17 protein-coding genes are annotated in these 21,859 nt (G+C 66.7%); 10 read left to right on the forward strand and 7 right to left on the reverse strand.

What is annotated here, in order from left to right:
• Positions 1–34: 34 nt before the first annotated feature.
• On the reverse strand, positions 35–2,215 hold the full coding sequence (locus ACFOYU_RS22180; protein WP_377035259.1) for a sensor histidine kinase: 2,181 nt from the start codon (positions 2,213–2,215) through the stop codon (positions 35–37).
• Between the two features lie 264 nt (positions 2,216–2,479).
• The gene (locus tag ACFOYU_RS22185) at positions 2,480–3,988 is read right to left on the reverse strand and encodes a bifunctional UDP-sugar hydrolase/5'-nucleotidase (RefSeq protein WP_226742318.1); all 1,509 of its coding nucleotides are present in this window, start codon (positions 3,986–3,988) and stop codon (positions 2,480–2,482) included.
• Between the two features lie 230 nt (positions 3,989–4,218).
• On the opposite strand from ACFOYU_RS22185, the gene ung reads away from it, so the two are divergent.
• Positions 4,219–4,923: a uracil-DNA glycosylase gene (ung, locus tag ACFOYU_RS22190; RefSeq protein ID WP_377035260.1), complete on the forward strand. Its 705-nt coding sequence runs from the start codon at positions 4,219–4,221 to the stop codon at positions 4,921–4,923.
• Between the two features lie 54 nt (positions 4,924–4,977).
• On the opposite strand, the gene ACFOYU_RS22195 is transcribed toward ung, so the two are convergent.
• On the reverse strand, positions 4,978–8,478 hold the full coding sequence (locus ACFOYU_RS22195) for an indolepyruvate ferredoxin oxidoreductase family protein (RefSeq protein ID WP_377035261.1): 3,501 nt from the start codon (positions 8,476–8,478) through the stop codon (positions 4,978–4,980).
• Between the two features lie 200 nt (positions 8,479–8,678).
• On the opposite strand from ACFOYU_RS22195, the gene ACFOYU_RS22200 reads away from it, so the two are divergent.
• Complete coding sequence (locus tag ACFOYU_RS22200) at positions 8,679–9,326, forward strand: DUF1007 family protein (protein WP_226742321.1); 648 nt, start codon at positions 8,679–8,681, stop codon at positions 9,324–9,326.
• Positions 9,317–10,345, forward strand: a complete 1,029-nt coding sequence (locus tag ACFOYU_RS22205) for a nickel/cobalt transporter (RefSeq protein WP_377035262.1) — start codon at positions 9,317–9,319, stop codon at positions 10,343–10,345. The genes ACFOYU_RS22200 and ACFOYU_RS22205 overlap by 10 nt, the downstream gene beginning before the upstream one ends.
• A 5-nt stretch (positions 10,346–10,350) precedes the next feature.
• Here the strand turns inward: ACFOYU_RS22205 and ACFOYU_RS22210 are convergent, their stop codons facing one another.
• Positions 10,351–11,946, reverse strand: coding sequence for a gamma-glutamyltransferase family protein (locus tag ACFOYU_RS22210; protein WP_377035263.1), 1,596 nt, complete (start codon positions 11,944–11,946; stop codon positions 10,351–10,353).
• 74 nt (positions 11,947–12,020) lie between these two features.
• Here ACFOYU_RS22210 and ACFOYU_RS22215 point away from each other — a divergent pair, with 74 nt between their 5' ends.
• Entirely contained in the window at positions 12,021–12,278 is a 258-nt protein-coding gene (locus tag ACFOYU_RS22215) for a hypothetical protein (RefSeq protein ID WP_226742324.1), read from the forward strand.
• On the opposite strand, the gene ACFOYU_RS22220 is transcribed toward ACFOYU_RS22215, so the two are convergent.
• From ACFOYU_RS22220 to ACFOYU_RS22230, 3 genes are all read right to left on the reverse strand, one after another.
• Positions 12,275–12,619 carry a DUF1850 domain-containing protein gene (locus ACFOYU_RS22220; protein WP_226742325.1) on the reverse strand — a complete coding sequence of 115 codons (345 nt, stop codon included), beginning with the start codon at positions 12,617–12,619 and terminating at the stop codon, positions 12,275–12,277. The genes ACFOYU_RS22215 and ACFOYU_RS22220 overlap by 4 nt on opposite strands.
• 20 nt (positions 12,620–12,639) lie before the next feature.
• Positions 12,640–14,940 carry a TRAP transporter permease gene (locus ACFOYU_RS22225; RefSeq protein WP_377035264.1) on the reverse strand — a complete coding sequence of 767 codons (2,301 nt, stop codon included), beginning with the start codon at positions 14,938–14,940 and terminating at the stop codon, positions 12,640–12,642.
• 93 nt (positions 14,941–15,033) lie between these two features.
• Positions 15,034–16,002 (reverse strand): TAXI family TRAP transporter solute-binding subunit, encoded by a 969-nt coding sequence (locus tag ACFOYU_RS22230; RefSeq protein ID WP_226742327.1) that lies wholly within the window; start codon positions 16,000–16,002, stop codon positions 15,034–15,036.
• Positions 16,003–16,158: 156 nt separating this feature from the next.
• Between ACFOYU_RS22230 and ACFOYU_RS22235 the strand changes: the two genes are divergently transcribed.
• The 6 genes from ACFOYU_RS22235 (at position 16,159) to ACFOYU_RS22260 (ending at position 21,704) form a co-directional block, all read left to right on the forward strand.
• Positions 16,159–17,736 carry a glucan biosynthesis protein gene (locus tag ACFOYU_RS22235; protein ID WP_377035265.1) on the forward strand — a complete coding sequence of 526 codons (1,578 nt, stop codon included), beginning with the start codon at positions 16,159–16,161 and terminating at the stop codon, positions 17,734–17,736.
• A 92-nt stretch (positions 17,737–17,828) separates the two neighbouring features.
• Positions 17,829–17,984 carry a hypothetical protein gene (locus ACFOYU_RS22240; RefSeq protein WP_377035266.1) on the forward strand — a complete coding sequence of 52 codons (156 nt, stop codon included), beginning with the start codon at positions 17,829–17,831 and terminating at the stop codon, positions 17,982–17,984.
• 4 nt (positions 17,985–17,988) lie between these two features.
• Positions 17,989–18,741 (forward strand): zinc ABC transporter ATP-binding protein AztA, encoded by a 753-nt coding sequence (gene aztA, locus ACFOYU_RS22245; protein WP_377035267.1) that lies wholly within the window; start codon positions 17,989–17,991, stop codon positions 18,739–18,741.
• Between the two features lie 11 nt (positions 18,742–18,752).
• A complete protein-coding gene (locus ACFOYU_RS22250) occupies positions 18,753–19,619 on the forward strand; it encodes a metal ABC transporter permease (RefSeq protein ID WP_226742368.1) in 867 nt (288 codons plus the stop codon).
• Positions 19,620–19,656: 37 nt separating this feature from the next.
• Positions 19,657–20,586 carry a metal ABC transporter substrate-binding protein gene (locus ACFOYU_RS22255; RefSeq protein WP_377035268.1) on the forward strand — a complete coding sequence of 310 codons (930 nt, stop codon included), beginning with the start codon at positions 19,657–19,659 and terminating at the stop codon, positions 20,584–20,586.
• 155 nt (positions 20,587–20,741) lie between these two features.
• Positions 20,742–21,704, forward strand: coding sequence for a CobW family GTP-binding protein (locus tag ACFOYU_RS22260; protein WP_377035269.1), 963 nt, complete (start codon positions 20,742–20,744; stop codon positions 21,702–21,704).
• The last annotated feature ends 155 nt before the right edge of the window (positions 21,705–21,859 follow it).

The raw sequence follows: 21,859 nt of genomic DNA on the forward strand, positions 1-21,859 counted from the left end.
ATGGCGTGTCACGGCAATGGGAAATCTTCGGGCGTCACGCGGCCGGATCGAGAAGGGTCGCTTCCTTGAGGATGGTGTCGATGGACACCCGCAGCCCGGCCTGCTCGAATTCCATATCGACCTTGGCATTGAGCTGCGTCGTGAGCACCCGGTGCAGCAGACGCGAGCCGAAACCCTGGCGCTTCGGCGGCTGGACGGGAGGACCGCCGCTCTCGGTCCAGCAGAGCTTCAACCGCACGCCCTCCGCCTGCGGCTCCGACGTCCAGCGCACCGTGACGCGCCCGGAACTCACTGACAGGGCGCCGTATTTCGCGGCGTTCGTGGTCAGTTCGTGAATCGCCATGCCGATGGGCACGGCCGCCTCGGACGGCAGCTCGACGGCAGGCCCCTCCAGGACGATGCGTTCGCCCGAATCGTGCCGGTAGGGGCTGAGCTCCTTTTCAAGGATCTCCCGCAGGGACGCGGTCTGCCACACCGCCTCGGTGAGGAGGGAATGGGTGTTGGCGAGGGAAATGATGCGGCCGACGAAGGCCTCGTAGAACTCGTCGATGTTGGAGGTCGAGCGGGCGGTGGCGCCGACCACGGCCTGAACGGTCGCGAGGGTGTTCTTCACCCGGTGATGCAGTTCGCGGATGAGAAGGGATTGCTGCGTCTGGGCCTGCTTGCGCTCCTCGATCTCATGCTGCGCCGCCTGGTACAGGCGGCCGTTGTCGATGGCGATGGCGGCCTGGGCCGCAAGGCCCACCATGAGACGCTCGGCGCGCTCCGTGAAGACGCCCGGCTTCTCGTGCCCGAAGAAGAGGCCGCCATAGACCTCGCCCGTGCGCGAGACCACCGGAATGGCGAGGTAGCTCCTGACCGGCAGATGCCCCTCGGGCATTCCCTTGTGAGGTTCGTTCTGGCCGTAGCGGGGATCCGTCGTGATGTCGTCGGACCGCACGATGCCGGACCCTTCGAAGGTGGGCCCGAAGACCTTGGTGTTGCGCGGCATGGGAAACTGCGAGAACTTCTCGCGCGGCGCGCCGGAGAGGGCGTAGAGCGTATATCGGTCGTTGCCCGGATCGACCACGTTGTAGAACAGCGCCCCGAACTGGGCGCCGGTCAGCACCACGCCCGCATCCGTGATGCTCTGCACCACGCGGTCGAGGTCGAGCTCGGCCGACAGGGCCGCACCGGTCCGGTTGAGGATTTCGAGCGCGTTGGTCTCCGACTGGAGGTCCCGGGTCCGCTCCGCCACCTCCTTTTCCAGAAAGGCGGCGCTCGCCGCCTGCTCCCGGAACTGCTGCGAGGCAAGGGCCGTCAGCGCCAGAAGCGCCAGGAGGGCGATCAGCGCGAAGGCGCCGTAAAGGCGCGTCTGCGCGATCCAGGGCGCCCAGTAGGCGTCCTGTGGAATGCTGACCCGGATGTAGAGCGGAAGATCCCCGACCCGGTGATAGGAGCCGATGCGCTCCCTCCCCTCGCTGAGGAAGGTGTAGGTGCCCGCACGGCTGTTGCGGACGAGCGCGTTCTCGAATGCCTCCCTGTCGCTGGCGACGAATGCCAGATCCTTAGGGGCCGGGAACTGGGCGAGAACCTTCGAATCGTCGCCGCGCAGCAGGGTGATCCGGCTTCCCTTCGGCAGGCGCAGAGTTCCCCAGTAATTGCTGAAATAGGACAGGGACACCGTCACCGACACGATGCCGCGGAAGGAGCCCGCCGGGTATTGCAGGCGGCGGCTGACCATGAAGGTCGGCTCCTTCGTGACCCGCCCGATGATCGGCTCGCCCACGAACAGTCCCTTGTCCGTGGCGTACTGGGCGTAGAACGCATCCCGGTCCGCCACGTTGGATTCCGGCGTCGGGAACTGCGCCGACGTCATCCGCAACCGTCCGGTCGCGTCGTTCAGCCAGATGTTGTCGATGTAGGGGAGCGCTTCCTTGATCGCCCGGATCTGCTCCCACAGCCTCCGCGAAGGCTCGATGGTGTACCAGCTCTCGTCCTCGACCAGGGCTGCCGTCTGCTTGAGGGTCAGATCGGTGACTTCGAAGAGGCGCGCGGCGTGGTCCGCCAGGAAGAAGGCGTTGCTCCTCGTATCCTCCTCATGGCGCTGCAGCAGGCGGCTGCGCTGCTCCCAGGCGATGTAGCCGAAGGTGAGGAAGATGAATGCGACGCCGAACAGGCCCAGGATGACGGAAAACCGGCCGCGCGAAGCCGACCGGCGCTGCCGCTTCTTCACGAAATCTGAGGGAACCGGACGCGTTGTGGCCTGCAAAGGGAGGTCGCTCTGGGTTCTCGGAGCCATGCCGCCCGATCAGGGACGGCAGAGATTATCCATGAATGTATGAAGCCGGGATCGGGAGAGGCTTTGGGCGAGCCGGACCCGGTCCGGGGCATATCCTTTCCGGGTTTCGAACTCGATGCGCCCCAGAGTCACATTGGACCAAAGGTGCGCCGCGAGGCGCCGGGGCTCAGGGCGAGCCCTGGCAGGCATGACGGTGGCTCAGCGCAGGACGACGCGTCCCTCGACCTTGGGCGCCACCTTTCCGGCCTTCGCGACGTAATCGATCACCTGGCTCGCCATGAGCTGGCTGGCCGAGGCGTCGATCAGCGGCTTGGCTTCGGCGAACGCCTTGTAGCCGTCGCCGCCGCGGGCCATGAAGTCGTTGGTGGCGAGTTTGTAGGTCTTGGCCGGGTCGAGAGGCTGACCATTGACCTTGACCGACTTCACGCGGCTGCCGACGGGCTCCTTCGGATCGACCTCGGCGGTGAGCCCGGAGACCTGCGGGAAGCGGCCGCCCAGCTCGCGCACCTGGCTGACGCCGTTCTCCAGCGCCGCCTTGAGCTGCTCGCCCGTCACCTCCAGGAGCACGGTCGTGTTGCCGAAGGGCATTTCGGAGAGCAGGTCGCGGCGGGTGAGCTTCTGGCCGGCCTGATACTGCTTGTCCGCGCGCAGGCCGCCGCCATTGGTGATGGCCACGTCGGCGCCGACGGCCGCCCTCATGGCATCGGCGACGAGATTGCCGATGGCGGCCTCGCCGCCGCGAACCGTCGCCCGGCGGCTGTCGAGCGGGGTTTCGGTCACCCCGATCTCCACATCGAGCTCCTTGGAGAGCTTGTCCTCGTAGCCCTTCACCACCGCCTCGATCTCCGGATCCGGCTTGACGGTCGCGGTGTCGACGATGCGGAAGTTGGGCGACCAGGAGACGGTGGTCTTGCCGTCCTTCTCGGCCTTCTTCACCGAGAGTTCGGTGACGACGACGAAATTGGCCTGGGACTCGGCCTCCGTGAGAGCCACCTTGCCGTCGTAGAAGGCGAGGAGGTGCTCGTCGTGACCACCGATGATCACGTCCACGCCGGCCGAGCGGGCGATGATCATGTCCACTTCGAGAGGCGTGTGGGCGATGGCGACGACGATGTCGGCGCCCTTCTCGCGCAGCTCCTTGGCCTTAGCCCGGGCCGTGTCGATGGTGGAGCGGAACTTGATGTCGCCGGGGCTGGAGGCGATGGGCGTGTCCTCGGTCGTCAGACCGAAGAAGCCGACCTTGACCCCCTGCACGTCCACGATCTTATCGGGCTTGGTGTTGTTCGGCAGGCCGTTGCCGTCGATGATGTTCGTCGCCAGAACGTCGAACTTCGCCTCGGCCATGCGGGCCCGGAAGGCGTCGGGCCCGAGATCGAATTCGTGATTGCCCGGCGTCATGGCGTCGACGCCGATCTTGTTGAGGATGTCGATGACGTGGGCGCCCTTGTCGAACCCGGACAGGAGCGAGGGCGAGATGGTGTCGCCCGCATGGAGGAAGAAGGCATTGCCCTTGGCGCGCTCCTCCTTCACCACCGTGGCCAGTCGGGCGAAGCCGCCGCGGCCCTTTTCCGGGCCCATGCGATCGATGTCGTTGGTCTGGACGAACCGGATCGTCACGGCTTCCTGCGCCAGCGCCGAGCCCGAGATCATCAGGGAGAGGCCCAGGAAGCCGGCGCGCCACAGGGCGAAGGGGCGGCTTTGCAGCATGGTCGAATATCCTCGCATCAGATTGGTTCACATCTGGAAAGGGTGAACCTAGACCATCAACGTGTCACAGAAGTAACATCCTGTCGACGCCCTCCGGCCACGGGATCGGTGCCTTGACCGCCCCTGTTTTCGGGTGGTCGCGGCGCCGCCCGAAAACCGATCCTTAGCCGCGGAAAGCATTCCGTTAGCCAGCGCATGAATTCACCGTTTTCGAAAAGGCGACCGCTCCCATGACAGGCCCCGTCACCAAGGCTCTCGAGGCCTTTCGCGCCGATGGCAGGACCGCGGCGTGGCGCCGGCTCCCCTTCTTTTCGTCCGGCGCTGCGGAGCGGGTCGCCGCCCGGGTCGACGACGCCATCGCGGGCGGAGCCGAGGTACTGCCTCCGCCCGAGGCCGTCTTCAATGCCCTGACGCTGACGCCCCTGGAGGAGGTGAAGGCGGTGATCCTGGGCCAGGACCCCTACCCTACGCCGGGCGACGCTCACGGCCTCGCCTTTTCCTATCGCGGCTCGCGGCGTCTGCCCGCCTCCCTGCGCACGATCCTGGCCGAGATGGCCGAGGATCTGGCCCAGCCCATGCCGAAGGCCGGGGATCTCACCCACTGGGCGAAGCAGGGCGTCCTCCTGCTCAACACGGCCCTGACGGTGGAAGCCGGAAAGGCGGGGGCGCATCTGAGATTCGGATGGTCGGATCTGGTCGATCAGGCGGTCACGGCCGTGTCCGACAACCAGCCGGCCGTGGCTTTCCTGCTCTGGGGAGGCCCGGCGCGCAAGCGGGCCTCTCTCATCGACGGGGACAAGCACCTCGTGATCGAGGCGGGCCACCCCTCCCCGCTCAACCGGCTGCGGGATTTCAGGGGCACGCGGCCCTTCAGCCGCGCCAATGCCTGGCTCGCGCAAAAGGGGCTGGAGCCCATCGACTGGCCGCTGGACTAGTCACGGCGGCCGTTCCGGAAGCCGCGATGCGGCTCCGGAACGACGGTGGGCAACTTACTCCGCCGCGATCGGGAGCGGCTGCTCCGGCTGACGGAAGCGGGCGAGGAGTTCCGCCTCCTCGGCCTTTGCCGTCTTCAGGTTCCGCTCCTTAATGTGGCCGAAGCCGCGGATCTTCTGCGGGATGTTGGCGAGGCCGACGGCGGTCGCGTGGTTCTCCGGGGTCAGCTTGCCCAGGATCTCCTGGATCAGGGCCTCGAAGTCGCGGATCAGCTGGCGCTCGGTCCGCCGCTCGTGGGTGTAGCCGAACACGTCGAGCGGCGTGCCGCGCAGGACCTTCAGCGGCGCGAGCGCCCGGAAGGCCTTCATCATCCACGGACCGAAGCTCATCTTGCGCGGAACGCCGGTGACCGGGTCCTTGCGGGCGAAGAGCGGCGGCGCGAGGTGGAATTCGTAAGTGAGGTTCTCACCCTCGAACGCGGAGGCGACCTGACGCTCGAAATGGCCGTCCGTGTAGAGGCGCGCCACCTCGTACTCGTCCTTGTAGGACATGAGCTTGAACAGCGAACGGGCCACCGCCTCGGTCAGCGCGGTGGCGTTCGGAACGACCTTCGCCTCGACCGCACGCACCTTCTCGACGAAGTTGCGGTAGCGCCGGGCATAGGCCTTGCTCTGGTAGCCTTCGAGGAAGGCGGTGCGGCGGTCGATCACCTCGTCCAGGGTCTGGGAGAGCGTGAACTCGTCGCCCGGCGCCTTCAGCTCGTTCATGAGCCTTGCCACCACCTCGGGCTCGGCGGCGGCGCGCCGGCCCCAGTTGAAGGCGGAGAGGTTCATCTTCACCGCCTCGCCGTTCAGCTCGATGGCCTTTTCGATGGCCGCCGCCGTCAGCGGCACATGGCCGGTCTGATAGGCGTAGCCGAGCGTGAACATATTGGCCGCGATGGCATTGCCGAGAAGCGCCGTGGCAATCGCCGTCGCATCGACGAAGGCGACGCCCTCGGGCCCCGCTGCGGAGGTGATCGCGCGCCGCAGACGCTCGGTGGGCAGCGAGAAATCGGCGTTGCGGGTGAACTCGCCCGGCATCACCTCGGCCGTGTTCACCACGAGGGCCGTCTGCCCCTTCTTCACCGAGGCCAGAACCTTCTTGGTGCCGGTCACGACGAAATCGCAGCCGAGCACGAGATGGGCCGCCTCCGCGGTGACGCGGATGGAATGGATGTCGTCCTGCGAGTTGGCGAGGCGCACGTGGCTGTAGACCGCGCCGCCCTTCTGGGCGAGGCCCGCCATGTCGATCATGCCGAGGCCCTTGCCCTCGAGATGGGCGGCCATGCCGAGAATCGCCCCGATGGTCACGACGCCCGTTCCGCCTACGCCCGTGACGATCACGTTGAAGGTGCGGTCGATGGCCGGGATCACCGGATCGGGCAGCGGCTTGAACGACATGCCGTCGGTCGAGACCGTCTCGGGAACGGCCTTCTTGATCTTGGCGCCGTGCACCGTCACGAAGGACGGGCAGAAGCCCTTCACGCAGGAGAAGTCCTTGTTGCAGTTCGACTGGTCGATCTGCCGCTTGCGGCCGAACTCGGTCTGGACCGGCTGCACCGCGACGCAGTTCGACTGCACTGAGCAATCGCCGCAGGCCTCGCAGACGAGATCGTTGATGATGACGCGCTTGTCCGGATCCGGGAATTCGCCGCGCTTGCGGCGGCGGCGCTTCTCGGAGGCGCAGGTCTGGTCGTAGATCATGACCGTGACGCCGGGGATCTCGGCGAGCTCGCGCTGCACCGCGTCCAGGTCGTCGCGATGGTGGATCGTCATGCCGGACGGCCAGCGGATCGACTTCGGATACTTGTCCGGCTCGTCGGTGACGAGGGCGATGCGCTCCACGCCCTCCTCCCGCACCTGCCGGGCGATCATGTCGACCGTGAGGCCGCCCTCGTGCTTCTGACCGCCGGTCATGGCGACGGCGTCGTTGTAGAGGATCTTGTAGGTGACGTTGGTCTTGGTCGCGATGGACCAGCGCAGGGCCAGAACGCCGGAATGGTTGTAGGTGCCGTCGCCGAGATTCTGGAACACGTGGCCGCGCTTGGAGAACGGCGCCTCGCCGATCCAGTTCGCGCCCTCGCCGCCCATCTGCGTGAAGCCGTCGGTGGAGCGGTCCATCCACTGGACCATGTAATGGCAGCCGATGCCCGCATAGGCGCGCATGCCCTCGGGCACCTTGGTGGAGGTGTTGTGCGGGCAGCCGGAGCAGAAATGCGGCACGCGGGTCGCCACGTCGCTGGTGATGGCGAGCACCTCCTGCGCATGGCGCAGGCGTGCGACGCGTCCGCGCAGATCGTCGTTGTTGTGGTACTTCAGAAGCCGCTCGCCGATGACGATGGCGATGTCGTTGGGATCGAGCGCGCCCTTGACCGGGAAGAGCCAGTTGCCCTGCTCGTCCTTCTTGCCGATGCAGAGCGGCTGGTTCGCCGTGCCGTAGAGCTCCTCGCGCACCTGCACCTCGATGAGGGAGCGCTTCTCCTCGACCACGATGATGAGGTCGAGGCCGTCGGCGAACTGCAGGAGCTCGCGCTGCGAGAGCGGCCAGGGGCAGGCGACCTTGTAGAGGCGAAGCCCCATGTCGTTGGCCTTGACCTCGTCGAGGCCGAGCTCGTCCATCGCCTGGCGCACGTCGAGATAGGACTTGCCGACCGTGATGACGCCGATCTTCGGGCTGCGCCCGCCGGAAAGCACGATCCGGTTGAGGTTGTTGGCGCGCACGAACGCCATCATGGCGTCGCGCTTGTAGTCCTGGAGTCGCGCCTCCTGGTCGAGCACGCCGTCGCGCGGGCGGATGTTGAGGCCGCCGGGCGGCATGACGAAGTCATCGGGCATGATGATCTTCACCCGGTCGAGGGAGCCGTCGACCGAGGCCGTCGATTCGATGTTGTCCTTCACGCACTTGAAGGCGACCCAGGTGCCGCAGAAGCGGCTCATGGCGTAGCCGTAGAGGCCGTAATCGAGGATTTCCTGAACGCCTGCCGGGTTCAGGATCGGGATCATCACGTCGACGAAGTGGAACTCGGACTGGTGGGCGACCGTGGAGGATTCCGCCGTGTGGTCGTCGCCCATGAGGGCGAGCACGCCGCCGTACTTCGAGGAGCCGGCCATGTTGGCATGGCGGAACACGTCGCCCGAGCGGTCGACGCCCGGACCCTTGCCGTACCAGAGGCCGAAGACGCCGTCATACTTGCCGTCGCCGCGGATCTCGGCCTGCTGCGAGCCCCAGACCGCCGTGGCGGCGAGCTCCTCGTTGAGGCCCGGCTGGAATACGATGTTGGAGGCGTCGAGCCACTTCCTGGCCCGCCAGAGATTCTGGTCGAGCCCGCCGATGGGCGAACCGCGGTAGCCGGACACGAAACCTGCCGTGTTCAATCCCGCCAGCCTGTCCCGCTCATGCTGCATCATCAGCATGCGGATCACGGCCTGGGTTCCCGTGATGAAGACACGGTCCTTCGTCAGATCGTACTTGTCGTCGAGAGTAACGTCACGGAGCGCTACATGACCTACGGCCATTGCCGATATCCTCCTTGGAGCCCTCGCCCCGCTGCCGGTTGGCCGGTCTTCTTTTGTGATTACGTCAGTAATGCTGACATATGTAGTTTAGAACGTCAATCAACTGGGCCTCTCTTTTGCCTCCATTAACCATGATGGGTCATACTCGATGGATGGCCGGTTCGGTGCCTCCTCACAGCGTTGCCATAAGAGATAAACGCATGACACATCGCCTTGGTCCCATTTCGCTTCTCGCCGCCCTTCTCGGAATATGGGCCGCGCCCGCCCTCGCCCACCCTCACGTTTGGGTGACCGCCAAGGCGGAGGTGATCTACGATCCGGAGGGAAGGGTGACGGGGGTCCGCCATGCCTGGACCTTCGACAAGGCCTATTCGGCCTATGTGACCCAGGGCCTCGACAAGAACGGCGACGGCAAGCTCACGGCGGAGGAATTGCGGGACCTCGCCAAGGAGAACACCGAATCCCTGGTCGAGTTCGACTATTTCACCGTGCTGAAGGCGAACGGGAAGAAGCAGGATTTCGCCTCTCCCCGCGACTATGCCATGACCTACCAGGACGAGGCGGCGACCCTGAGCTATTTCCTGCCCCTGAAGGCATCGACGACCGCCAAGACCATGTCGGTGGAGATCTACGACCCTACCTTCTTCGTGGCCTTCACGCTGGCGGAAGGCGATGATGCGGTGAAGCTGGCGAGCGCGCCCCAGGGCTGCGCCACCAACGTCTCCCGGGCCAAGGCCGCCGAGGCCGCCCAGCAGCAGAACCTCACGGAATCCTTCTTCGAGACCCTCACCGCCGCCTCCAGCTTCGGCGTGCAGTTCGCCAACCGGGTGATCGTCGCATGTCCGTGACGGCCAGTCCCGCAACCCTCCCCGCCACGGACAGGGCGCGGCTGTGGCCGCGCCTCGCCCTTGCGGCGGCAGCCATCGCCATCGTCGCCGGCGCCATGGCCATCCTGGCCTGGTGGCTGGCGCCCGCAGCGGCGCCACCCGTCCGCAACCCGTTCGGCATGGGCCTGCGCGAAGCCACGCCCTCGGGCAGCTTCGGCGCCTATATCCTCGAGGTTCAGAGCGGCTTCTACAGAAGCCTGCAGCAGGCGGTCGCATCCCTGAAGGGCGAAGGAGCGGCGATCTGGCCGCTCCTGGCCATCGGCTTCGCCTACGGGGTCTTCCATGCAGCGGGCCCCGGACACGGCAAGGGAGTGATCGCGGCCTATCTGGTGGCGGACGAACGCGCCCTCCGGAAGGGCTTCGGCCTGAGCCTCGCGGCCGCTCTGGTCCAGGCCCTGGTCGCCATCCTTCTCGTGAGCGTGATCGCGCTCGTCTTCAGGGCCACGGCCGCCACCATGAACGAGGTCACGAAGGGCGTCGAGCTGATGAGCTTCGCCGCCGTGGCGCTTCTCGGCGCGGCCATCACCTGGCGCAAGGCCGGCAAGGTGACGGGCGTGCTGGCCCTGTCGAAGAACCCTCTCGCCGGACCACAGGCCGACGGGTGCGACCATGTGCACATGCCGCCGCCGGAGGAGCTGCGCCGCCTGACCCGCTGGCGGGACATGGCCGGCGTCGCCCTCGCCGCCGGGATCCGGCCCTGCGCGGGGGCTCTCGTGGTGCTGGTCTTCGCCCTCTCCCAGGGCCTCTTCGCCGCCGGCATCGCCGCCACCTTCGCCATGGCGCTCGGCACCGCGCTCACCACCGGGGCGATTGCCGCCCTGGCGGTCTTCGCCAAGGCGCTGGCCCTCAGGGTCGCGGGCGGCCGCGGCCTCTCCGGCGCGGTCGCCATTGCAGGGATCGAGCTTCTGGCGGCGGCCTTCGTGCTCGTGCTGGGCATGAGCCTGCTGTTCGGCATGTGGGCGTCAGCCGCCGCGAGCTAGAGCCCCTAAAGCCCCAGCGCTCCGCCGTCGGAGCGAGGGTCGTGGGTGGCCTCCACCCGGCCGTTGCGGGGGTGCTTCACCAGCATGCCTCCGTGGCCGAAATTGTCCGTATAGGGCTCGGGGCTCTCGTCGATCTCATGACCGAGGGCCGATAGCGCACGGATGAGGCCGGAATCGGAACGCCCCTCCATCCTTACGATCGCCGGCGACGTCCCCTTGCCCTTGTTGAGAAGCCAGCGCGGGGCGTCCACGGCATCGGCGAGCCCCATGCCCAGGACGTACCGGGTGAAGATCTGGGCCAGGATCTGAGGCTGCGTCTCGCCGCCCATGGTGCCGAAGGACAGGACGCGCCCGTCGTCGAACGCCGCCATCGGGGGGTTGAGGGTGTGGAACGGCTTGCGGCCCGGTTCGAGCGCGTTATGGCTGGCGGGATCGAGGGAGAAGGCCGAGCCCCGGTTGTGCCAGTGAATGCCCGTCGCCGGCAGGACGCAGCCGGAACCGAAGGCCCAGAACACCGACTGGATGTAGGAGACCGCCAGCCCGTCCTTGTCGATGGCCCCCATCCAGATCGTGTCGCCCTCCGGCGAGCGCGGCAGCGGATAGGGCGCGGCCCGGCGCATGTCGATGGCCGCGGCCTCCCTCTCCAGCGCCGAAGGTGTGAGGAAGGCGGACGGATCGTGAATCATGTTCATCGGATCCGCCACCACGTTCTCGCCGATGGTGAAGGCGCGCTTCGACGCCTCGATCAGCGCATGATGGTGCTCCGGCGTCTCCGCCCGGATGGCGCCGAGGCGCTGGAACATGCCGAGGATGAGCAGGGTGGTCAGTCCCTGGGTGGGCGGCGGGAGATTATAGACGGTCGCATTGCCGACGCGCAGCTCCAGCGGCTGCACGACCCGCGCACGGTAGGTCTCGAAATCCCGCCGCAGGATCGGTGCGCCGATTCGCTCCAGGTCGGCCGCGATCTCCCGTCCGATATCGCCCCGGTAGAAATCGGCAAGGCCCGCATGGACGAGCTGCTCCAGCGTGTCCGCGAGCCGCGGCACCTGCCGCAGCGTGCCCGGAGGGGTGCGCTTGCCCTCCGTCAGGAAGGCTTCGGCGAAACCGGGAACGGCGTAGAGCGCGGCCTCCTCGCTGGTCTTGAAGCGCGCCTCCGAGCCCGAGACCGGATAGCCGGCGCGGGCATGGCGGATGGCATCGCCGAGCAGGAGGTCGAGAGGCAGCTGGCCGCCCAGGGCCTTGGCGAGCTCGAGCGCCAGGCCCCAGCCGCCGATGGCGCCCGCGACCGTGAGGGCGGAATCGGCGCCGCGCGAGGGAATGGCATCGTAGCCCTTGTCCCGGTAGCGCTTGATCGTGGCGAGTGCCCCCGCCGGCCCCGAGGCATCCAGGGCATGGACGCGGCCTCCGGGCTCTCGGACGAGCCAGAAGCCATCGCCGCCCAATCCGTTCATATGCGGATAGACGACCGCGATGGTGGCCGCCATGGCGACCATCGCCTCGACGGCGTTTCCGCCGGCGGCGAGGATCGTCTGGCCGGTCTCGGCGGCGAGGGTGTGGGGTGCGGCAACCGCGGCGGTGGAGAAGACAGGTGTTTCGGGCATGGACGCGACAGTTTGAGGAGGGTGGAGAAACTTGCACCGAAGGGGGCGTTTAGGGTAGTCCCTTCCGTCAAAGAATGGAGTACGCGACCGTGGCACAGCCGACCCGCACCAATTGGCGCAATCTCATTACCGTCATCAGCCTCTTGATCCTGATCGGCACGGAAGTGTTCGGCGTCGCGGTTGCGGCGGGCTGGGCGATCGCGGGCCTGTTCGAGCTGGGCGACACGGTCGGTTACGCCCTGATGGTCCTGTTCAGCCTCCTCGGCGCCTACACCATGCTCATCCTCTGGCGGCGCTGCGTCGTCGTGGAGCCGATCAGCGAAGCCGCCTAAGGCCTGTCGCACACCTTCATCACGATCGGGTCCGCCCCGGCCGGCACATAGGCCTCCATCGGCCGGCATTGGCCCGAGATGCAGATCCGCCAATCCGCTGTGGCGCCCGAGCGCCGCATGACGATTTCCTTTTGAGGCGGAACGGCCGGACGCCATTTCCAGACGCCGTTGTCGAAGCGGGCATCCGGCGGCGGCTCCATGCCCGCGCCCGATCCGCGCACCCGCGCCTCCACGAGTTCGAGCCCGGCCGGACCGGAACGCCAGTCCTCCTCCCAGGCGATCTTTTCGACGGAATGCGTCCAGGCCAGGGTGAGCGCGCCCGCCATGAGGGGCGCGATCACCTGGCCTGCGACGAGGCAGATCACCGCTGTGCCGCAGGGGCCGCGGCACCGGTCCCGCGGCTGCGCCAGAGGTGGTAGCCGATCACGATCGCCGCGAGCCCGAAGCCGATCTCGTCGGTGATGGGCAGGGCCAGGACAAGGGTGCCGGCCGCAGCCACGGCGATCACCCTCTCCCACCAGTACATGGTCGTGCGGAAGTATCCGACGGAGGCGGCACCCCACAGGAGGACCGCGAGGCCGGCCTTGACCACCATGTAGGCGACCTTCAGCCAGAAGGCCCAGCCCTCAAGACCTCCCGCCTGCTGCATCATCAGCGCCGGATCGTAGACCGCCATATAGGGGATCACGAAGCCCGGCAGGGCGATGCGCAGGGCCGAGAAGCCGATCCGGAAGCCGGACGCCTTCGCGATGGGCGCGGCCGCGAAGGCCGCCAGCGCCACCGGGGGCGTGAGGTCCGCCATGATGCCGAAGTAGAAGACGAACATGTGCGAGACGATGAGCGGCACATCGAGGGTCAGCAGCGCGGGCGCGGCCAGCGACGAGGTGATGATGTAGTTCGGGATCGTCGGGATGCCCATGCCGAGGATGAGGCTGACGAACATGGTCAGCACCAGCGACAGGATGAGCGAGTCGCGGCCGATGGAGACCACCCAGTTTCCGAAGATCGTTCCGATGCCGGTCAGGGTCATGGTGCCGATCACGATGCCGACCACGGCGCAGGCAAGGCCCACGGGAAGCGCCTGGCGCGCCCCGTCCGCCAGCGCGTCGCGGCAGGCCTGCAGCGTCTCGGGGCCGCCCCGGATGAAGATGCTGACCAGGACCAGAACCGCCACGAGGGCCAGAACCAGGGTGATGTCGAACCGCAGCAGCGCGGCGGCGATCAGGCCGAGGCCGATCCAGAAGATGACGCGGACGGTCTGGTTCAGGATTCCGAGAGCCATGGATCCCGCCAGGATGAGCACCACCGTGAGCGCCAGGCCGATGGAGCCGGCGAAGAGCGGCGTGTAGCCCGAGAAGAGCAGATAGACGAGAACCGCGAGCGGCAGGATGAGGTGCCACTTCTCCTTCAGGGCCTTCATGGCGCTCGGCAGCTCGTGCTTGGCCAGACCCCGCAGCCCGGACTTTCCGGCCTCGAGATGCACCGCCAGGAAGGCCGAGGCGTAGTAGAGGATGGCCGGGATGATCGCCGCCTTGACCACCTCGACGTAAGGCACGTCGATGGTCTCGGCCATGATGAAGGCCACGGCGCCCATCACGGGCGGCATGATCTGGCCGCCCATGGAGGCCGTTGCTTCCACGCCGCCTGCGAATTCCGGACGATAGCCGTACCGCTTCATGAGCGGGATGGTAAACTGCCCGGTCGAGACCACGTTGGCGACGCCCGAGCCCGAGATCGTGCCCATGAGCGCCGAGGAGAACACGGACACCTTCGCCGGACCGCCCTTGGCGCTGCCGAAGGCCCCCATGGCCACGTCCGTGAAGAGCTGGATCATGCCCGCGCGCTCGAGGAAGGCCCCGAACAGGATGAACAGGAAGATGTAGGTGGCCGAGACCAGGGTCGGCGTGGCGTAGAGCCCCTCGGTGCCGAAGGACATGTGCTCGATCACCTGATCCAGCGAATAGCCGCGGTGGTCGAAGGGCGCCGGCAGGTAATTGCCGAAGAGGCAATAGGCCAGGAACAGCCCCGCCACGATCGGGAGGGCCGGACCCATGACGCGCCAGACGAGATAGAACAGGACCGCGATGGCCGAAATGCCGACGACGAGATCGGCCGGCGTGACCTCGCCCGCCCGGATCACGAGTTCGTCATAGAGCGCCCAGTGATAGAGGCCGATTCCGAAGCCGATGAGGCCGATGACCCAGCCGAGGGCATAGGTCACGGGGCTCCGGGCCCGGTGGTTCGCCAGCATGGCGCCCGCGACCAGGCAGAGGAAGCCCACATGGAGGGCGCGGACGACCTGGCTCGGCAGGCCGCCGGGAAACTTGAGGACGAGGCCGTAGGTGACGGCGAGCGCCAGGAGGGCCAGGGCTCCGTCGACCACGTCGTTCCCCCGCATGCGGGAGAAGATGAGCCACGCCGCCCAGAGCACGAAGACCCCGCCGATGATCGTGATCAGCGAGAGGCCGGCCAGGATGGGGCGGTCGAGGGGAATGCCGAAAGCCGTGACGATCTGGAAGGTCGAGAACGAGACCGCGATCCAGAAGAGGAGCTTGCCGAGCATGCCCTCGCCGAAATTCTCGGGCAGGCCGTGCTCGGGGTTCGCAGGAGTCGACGGCGCTTCCAACTCTGCGACTTCAGACGCGTTCACACCGTGACTCATGGCGTGCAGTCTCCCATTCGGGCTTTGTAGATGAACATGAAAAAGCCGGAGCAGTTCACCCGCCCCGGCCGTTTTGTCAAATGGATTGAAGCGTTACGAGCCCTGCTTCTTCACGCCCTTCTCGTCGAAATAGCGCTGCGCGCCTGGATGCACCGGGATCGGCATGCCCGACAGGGCGTTCTCGAGCTTGATGTCCCGGGCGGCCGCGTGGGCGGCGGCCAGTTCCGGCAGGCTCTCGAAGATGGACTTGGTCATCTGATAGACGGTCTCGTCCTTCACGCCCGAATGGGTCACGAGGTAGTTCACCACGGCGGCGGTCGGCACCGCGGCGGTCTGGCCCTCGTAGGTGTTCGGCGGGATGGTCGCCGTCACGTAGGGAGTTCCGACCTTCTGCACGACGTCCGCCGGGATCTCCACGACCTGGATCGGCACCGAGGTGGCGAGGTCGCGGATCGAGGAGACGCCGAGGCCGGCCGACTGCAGGGTCGCGTCGAGCTGGCGGTTCTTCATGAGCTCGACGGACTCGCCGAAGGGCAGGTACTCGACCTTGGCAAGGTCGTCATAGGACAGGCCCGCGCCCTGCAGGATCGCCCGGGCGTTGAGCTCGGTGCCCGACTTCGGGGCGCCGACGGAGAGGCGCTTGCCCTTGAGGTCGGCGAGGGTCTTGATGCCGGAATCCTTGGAGGCCACGATCTGGATGTAGTTGGGGTAGATCGCGGTCACGCCGCGCAGCTTGTCCAGCTTGGAGCGGAAGCCCGCCTCCTGATCGCCGGCCCAGCCCATGGCGAGGCTGTCGCCGAGGGTGAAGCCGAGTTCGCCCTTGCCCTGCTGCAGCAGGGTCAGGTTCTCGACCGAGGCCTTCGTGGCCTGGACGGAGGGGCGGCTGCCCTGGATCTTGTCGGTGAACACCTTGGAGATGGCGACGCCGAGAGGATAGTAGACGCCGGAGGTGCCTCCGGTCAGGATGTTGATGAAGTCCTGCGCCTGGGCCGGAACGCTGGCGCCTGCAAGGGCGAGGGCTGTCGCGGCGCCGATGAGGCGGCGCTTGAAGGTGGAACGCATAGGCGTAGCTCCCTGTTTGCGACGCCGGGTTCTCCGGCGCCTGTGTGTGAGCCTAGTTTTGGCGGCTGACGCCGAAACCTCAAGAGGTTATGAGGGTCTTAATCCTGCCGCCTTGGTGGGTAGGGGTCTTGTCTCCACAGGTCAATACGTCGTTCCATGTTCAACCGTCGTCAGTTTCTCCAAGTCGCAACAGCCACGGCCGGTCTGGCCGCCACCGGCTTCTCCACCAAGGCCCTGGCCCAGCAGAGCCTGAAGATGGGCGAGCCCGCTCCGTTTTCGTTCGAAGCCCTGAAAAGGCGGGCGCGGGAGATGGCGAAGGAGCCCTATTCCGCCCCGCCCCGCCCCTCGCCGGAGGTGCTGGAGCAGATCGACTACGATGCCCACGGCAAGATCCGCTTCAAGACGGACCTCGCGCTCTGGGCCGACGGGCCGAGCCAGTTTCCGGTGACGTTCTTCCACATGGGGCGCTTCTTCCAGAAGCCCGTGCGGATGCACGTGGTGAGCGACCGGCAGGCGCGGGAGATCATCTACGACAGCGCCTATTTCGACATGCCGGCGGATTCCCCGGCGCGGAAACTGCCGGAAAACTCGGGCTTCGCAGGCTTCCGCTTCCAGGAATCGCGCAACGGCAGGCTCGACTGGCGCAAGAACGACTGGGTCGCCTTCCTGGGCGCGTCCTATTTCCGGGCCATCGGCGAACTCTATCAGTACGGCCTGTCGGCCCGCGGCCTGGCGGTGGACGTGGCGGTCCACGGCAAGAACGAGGAGTTCCCGGACTTCACCCATGTCTATTTCGACACCCCGCAGCCGGGCTCGGACACGGTCACGGTCTTCGCCCTCCTCGAAGGCCCGAGCGTCACGGGCGCCTACCGCTTCGTCATGCAGCGGGCCGCGGCGGTCATCATGGATATCGAGAGCGCCGTCTTCCTGCGCCAGGACGTGAGCCGCCTCGGGATCGCCCCCCTCACCTCCATGTACTGGTATTCGGAGAAGGCCAAGACGACGGCGATCGACTGGCGCCCGGAAATCCATGATTCCGACGGCCTTGCCATGTGGACCGGCAGCGGCGAGCGCATCTGGCGCCCTCTCAACAATCCCCCGCGGATCATCACCTCGGCCTTCGTGGACGAGAACCCGAAGGGCTTCGGGCTGCTCCAGCGCGACCGCAATTTCGACCACTATCTCGACGGCGTCTATTACGACCGGCGCCCGTCCCTCTGGATCGAACCGCAGGGCAACTGGGGCAAGGGTTCGATCCAGCTCGTGGAAATCCCGACCGACGACGAGATCCACGACAATATCGTGGCCATGTGGGTGCCGGCGGAGCCGGCCAGGGCGGGGCAGTCCTTCGATTTCCGCTACCGCATGTCCTGGTCGGCGGAGGAGCCCTACCCGACCCCTCTGGCCCGGGTCGTGGCGACCCGCTTCGGCAATGGCGGCCAGGCCGGGACCGTACGCCCTAAGGGCGTGCGCAAGTTCATGGTCGAGTTCCTGGGGCCGCCCCTGGCCAAGCTCCCCAATGGCGTCATTCCCCAGCCCGTTCTCACCGCATCCCGCGGCGAGTTCTCGAACGTCCTGACAGAGGCCGTCCCCAACAACGTGCCGGGCCATTGGCGCACCCAGTTCGACCTCACCGTGACCGGAACGGAGCCCGTCGAGATGCGCGGCTACCTGCGAAACGGCGACGAGGTGCTGAGCGAAACCTGGCTCTACCAGTACCATCCTGCCTTTTAAGGCTGCGAACGGCGGGCTATGCAACCAAAAAATGCGTATAAAATACTATACGCCCTCTGGAACGGGAGCAAAATCCGTTCTATCTGAACGGTATGCCGCATAGCCACCACCATCACGATCATGCCCATCGGGCGGTTGCCGCCGCTCCGACGTTCTCGCTGCTGCGCCTCTCGGCCTGGGAGCGTCTCGGAGGGGCCGCGATCCTCCTGGCCGACTTGTGGCTTCTGGTCTTCTGGGTTCTGGGGTAGGACCATGCCCGCAGCCGCCACATCGATCCAGTTCGACGAAGTGACCCTCGGCTACGGCCGGCGGCCCGCCGTCCATCATCTGCACGGGGAGATCGCTCCCGGCAGCCTGACGGCGGTGGTTGGCCCCAACGGCGCCGGCAAGTCGACCCTGCTCAAGGGCATCGTCGGCACCCTGCGTCCCCTCGAAGGCCGGATCCGGCTCACCGGCCCGGCCAATGCGCGCATTGCCTATCTGCCCCAGGCGGCCGAGATCGACCGCACGTTTCCGCTCTCGGTCTACGACCTCGTGGCCATGGGCCTCTGGTCCCGCTCCGGCCTGTTCGGCAGCATCGGGGCCAAGGACCGCGCCCGGGTCGAGCAGGCCCTGGACGCGGTCGGCCTCATCGGTTTCGAGCGCCGCCCGATTGCCACCCTCTCCGGCGGACAGATGCAGCGCGCCCTGTTCGCCCGCCTTCTCCTGCAGGATTCCCCCGTGATCCTCCTGGACGAACCCTTCACCGCCATCGATGCCAAGTCCACCGCCGACCTCCTCGACGTGGTGCGCCGCTGGCACGACGAATCCCGCACGGTCGTGGCCGTGCTGCACGACCTCGACACGGTGAAGCGGGTCTTCCCGCAGACGCTCCTGATCGCCCGGGAACCCGTGGCATGGGGCGAGACCAGCGATGTCCTGAGCGCGGAGAACCTCCTGAAGGCCCGCCGGATGGTCGAGGCGCACGATCCCCACGCAGCCCCCTGCCATCGCGGTGCCGCGTGACGGTTACAGACATGTTCGAGATGCTCTACGGCCCCTTCGCCGAGTTCGACTTCATGCAGCGGGCGCTCGTCGGCGTGATCGCCATCGCGCTCGGCGGCGGCCCCGTCGGCGTGTTCCTGATGCTGCGCCGCATGAGCCTCACCGGCGACGCCATGGCCCACGCGATCCTTCCCGGCGCCGCCATCGGTTATCTTCTCGCCGGCCTGTCCCTGCCGGCCATGACCATCGGCGGGCTGTTCGCGGGCGTGATCGTCGCCGTCGCGGCGGGCCTCGTCTCGCGGCTCACCTCCCTGAAGGAGGACGCGTCGCTCGCGGCCTTCTATCTCCTCTCCCTCGCGCTCGGCGTCACGATCGTCTCGCTCCGGGGCTCCAACGTGGACCTGCTGCACGTGCTCTTCGGCACGGTGCTGGCCCTCGACGACAGCACCCTCCTGCTGCTCGCGGGCATTTCGTCGGCCACGGTGCTGACGCTCGCGGTTCTCTATCGTCCGCTGGTGCTGGAATGCGTCGATCCCACCTTCCTGCGCTCGGTCAGCCGGGCCGGAACGCCGACGCACCTGATCTTCCTCGGCCTCGTGGTGCTCAACCTCGTGGGTGGGTTCCACGCGCTCGGCACCCTTCTCGCGGTCGGCATGATGATGCTGCCGGCCGCCGCCTCCCGGTTCTGGAGCAGCGACATCACCATGATGATGATCCTGTCCGTGGTGATCGGGATGGTATCGGGCTTCGCCGGCCTGCTCCTGTCGTTCCATGTGGAGCTCCCGGCCGGTCCCTCGGTCATTCTGGCGGCTGGGATCATCTATGCCGGCTCGCTCATCTTCGGCCGGGAAGGCGGGCTCCTGTGGCTCGCATGGCCCGGCAGGCACCTGGAAGCCTGACGCTTCCTTTGATTTTGCAACAGAAGGACCATCGCCGATGCCGACTCGCAGACATGCCCTCTCGCTGGTCCTGGGCTGCCTTGCCCTGGCAGGAACCGCCCTGCCGGTCGCGGCCCAGGCCGCCGACAAGCTGAAAGTCGTCGCCACCTTCTCCATTCTCGGGGATCTGGCGCGCAATGTCGGCGGCGACCGGGCCGAGGTGACGACCCTCGTCGGCCCGAACGGGGACGCCCACGTCTATTCCCCGACCCCGGCGGACGGACGGCGCCTGACGGAGGCCAAGGTCGTCATCACCAACGGCCTCAAGTTCGAAGGCTGGATCGACCGGCTCATCAAGTCCTCCGGCACCAAGGCCGCCGTGACCGAAGCCGCCAAGGGCGTGAAGCCCTTGAAGGAGGAGGCCGGCGGACATGGCCACGGCCACGGTCATAGTCACGCGGGCATCGATCCCCATGCCTGGCAGAGCATCGCCAACGCGAAGACCTACGTGACCAACATCCGCGACGCCCTCATCGCGGCCGATCCCGAGGGCAAGGCCGTCTACGAGGCCAACGCCGCCGCCTATCTCAAGCAGCTCGACGGGCTCGAGGAGGAGATCAAGGGGCTGGTGTCGAAGATTCCGGCGGACCGCCGCCGCATCATCACCTCCCACGACGCCTTCCGCTATTTCGAGGATGCCTACGGAATCGAGTTCATCTCGCCGCAGGGCGTCTCCACCGATTCCGAGGCCTCGGCCAAGGACGTGGCGAAGATCATCCGGCAGATCAAGCAGGAGAAGATCAAGGCCGTCTTCGTGGAGAACGTCTCCGATGCCCGTCTGATGGAGCGCATCGCGAAGGAGACCGGAGCCGCCGTCGGCAGCCAGGTCTATTCCGATGCCCTTTCGGAGCCGAGCGGACCGGCCGGGACTTACATTGACATGATGCGACACAATATAAGGGCCTTCAGCTCGGCCTTGTCGAGCTGATCATCCCCTTCGCGGGCTCGTCGCGTGTCATTCCCGGCGAGCGGCGCGGGGGAAGGGAATCCGAATACGGCTCGCGCCGGACGCCGGATCCCCTTCCCGGCCTGAAGGCAGGCCGCCGGGATGACACCCGCAACTTCGCCTTTTTGGAACATCCGATGTCCGACAAGATCCCCGTCACCGTGCTCACTGGCTATCTCGGCGCCGGCAAGACGACACTTCTCAACCGGATCCTCACCGAGCAGCACGGCAAGAAGTACGCCGTGATCGTCAACGAGTTCGGCGAGATCGGCATCGACAACGAACTCGTCGTCGGCGCCGACGAGGAAGTGTTCGAGATGAACAACGGCTGCATCTGCTGCACCGTGCGCGGCGACCTGATCCGCATCCTCGACGGCCTCATGAAGCGCAAGGGCAAGTTCGACGCCATCATCGTCGAGACCACCGGCCTCGCCGACCCCGCTCCCGTCGCCCAGACCTTCTTCATGGACCAGGACGTGTCCGACACCGCCCGCCTCGACGCGGTCGTGACGGTGGCGGATGCCAAATGGCTCTCGGACCGCCTGAAGGACGCGCCGGAGGCCAAGAACCAGATCGCGTTCGCGGACGTGATCATCCTCAACAAGATCGATCTGGTCAGCCCCCAGGAGCTGGACGAGGTCGAGGCGCGCATCCGCGCCATCAACCCCTATGCCAAGGTCCACCGGACGCAGAACTGCGCCATTCCGATCTCGGAGGTGCTCGACCGCAAGGCCTTCGACCTCGACCGGATCATCGAGCTGGAGCCCGACTTCCTGGAGGAAGGCCACCATCACCACCACGACGAGGACATGCAGTCCGTCGCGGTGAAGATCGACGGCGAGGTCGACCCGGAGAAATTCATGCCGTGGATCTCGAACCTCACCCAGGTCGAGGGGCCGAACATCCTGCGCTGCAAGGGCATCGTGGCCTTTCCGAACGAGCCGAAGCGCTTCGTCTTCCAGGGCGTGCACATGATCCTCGACGGCGATGTCCAGAGCGACTGGAAGCCGGGCGAGAAGCGCGATTCCAAGGTCGTGTTCATCGGCCGCGACCTGGACGAGCAGGCGATCCGCGAGGGGTTCCTGTCCTGCGCGGCGTGAAGACATACCACCTCGGTCATTCCGGGGCCGCGCAGCGGAGCCCGGAACCCATAAACATCGGCGCTTCAACATCGGACGATCGGCGTCCCGCTTCGAATCGCGCCGTTTGAGGCTATGGGTTCCGGGCCCGGCCCTGCGGGCCGCCCCGGAATGAC

Source organism: Microvirga sp. GCM10011540, from assembly GCF_042650665.1.
Classification (GTDB): Bacteria; Pseudomonadota; Alphaproteobacteria; order Rhizobiales; family Beijerinckiaceae; genus Microvirga; species Microvirga lenta.

What these genes read in the sequence shown, in the direction of transcription:
- ACFOYU_RS22215 (WP_226742324.1), top strand. Translation starts at nt 12,021, where the DNA reads ATGGAGTACGCGACCGTGGCACAGCCGACCCGCACCAATTGGCGCAAT.
- ACFOYU_RS22195 (WP_377035261.1), bottom strand. Translation starts at nt 8,478, where the DNA reads ATGGCCGTAGGTCATGTAGCGCTCCGTGACGTTACTCTCGACGACAAG.
- ACFOYU_RS22250 (WP_226742368.1), top strand. Translation starts at nt 18,753, where the DNA reads ATGTTCGAGATGCTCTACGGCCCCTTCGCCGAGTTCGACTTCATGCAG.
- ACFOYU_RS22260 (WP_377035269.1), top strand. Translation starts at nt 20,742, where the DNA reads ATGTCCGACAAGATCCCCGTCACCGTGCTCACTGGCTATCTCGGCGCC.
- ACFOYU_RS22225 (WP_377035264.1), bottom strand. Translation starts at nt 14,940, where the DNA reads ATGAGTCACGGTGTGAACGCGTCTGAAGTCGCAGAGTTGGAAGCGCCG.
- ACFOYU_RS22240 (WP_377035266.1), top strand. Translation starts at nt 17,829, where the DNA reads ATGCCGCATAGCCACCACCATCACGATCATGCCCATCGGGCGGTTGCC.
- ACFOYU_RS22230 (WP_226742327.1), bottom strand. Translation starts at nt 16,002, where the DNA reads ATGCGTTCCACCTTCAAGCGCCGCCTCATCGGCGCCGCGACAGCCCTC.
- ung (WP_377035260.1), top strand. Translation starts at nt 4,219, where the DNA reads ATGACAGGCCCCGTCACCAAGGCTCTCGAGGCCTTTCGCGCCGATGGC.
- ACFOYU_RS22200 (WP_226742321.1), top strand. Translation starts at nt 8,679, where the DNA reads ATGACACATCGCCTTGGTCCCATTTCGCTTCTCGCCGCCCTTCTCGGA.
- ACFOYU_RS22235 (WP_377035265.1), top strand. Translation starts at nt 16,159, where the DNA reads ATGTTCAACCGTCGTCAGTTTCTCCAAGTCGCAACAGCCACGGCCGGT.
- aztA (WP_377035267.1), top strand. Translation starts at nt 17,989, where the DNA reads ATGCCCGCAGCCGCCACATCGATCCAGTTCGACGAAGTGACCCTCGGC.
- ACFOYU_RS22205 (WP_377035262.1), top strand. Translation starts at nt 9,317, where the DNA reads ATGTCCGTGACGGCCAGTCCCGCAACCCTCCCCGCCACGGACAGGGCG.
- ACFOYU_RS22210 (WP_377035263.1), bottom strand. Translation starts at nt 11,946, where the DNA reads ATGCCCGAAACACCTGTCTTCTCCACCGCCGCGGTTGCCGCACCCCAC.
- ACFOYU_RS22185 (WP_226742318.1), bottom strand. Translation starts at nt 3,988, where the DNA reads ATGCTGCAAAGCCGCCCCTTCGCCCTGTGGCGCGCCGGCTTCCTGGGC.
- ACFOYU_RS22255 (WP_377035268.1), top strand. Translation starts at nt 19,657, where the DNA reads ATGCCGACTCGCAGACATGCCCTCTCGCTGGTCCTGGGCTGCCTTGCC.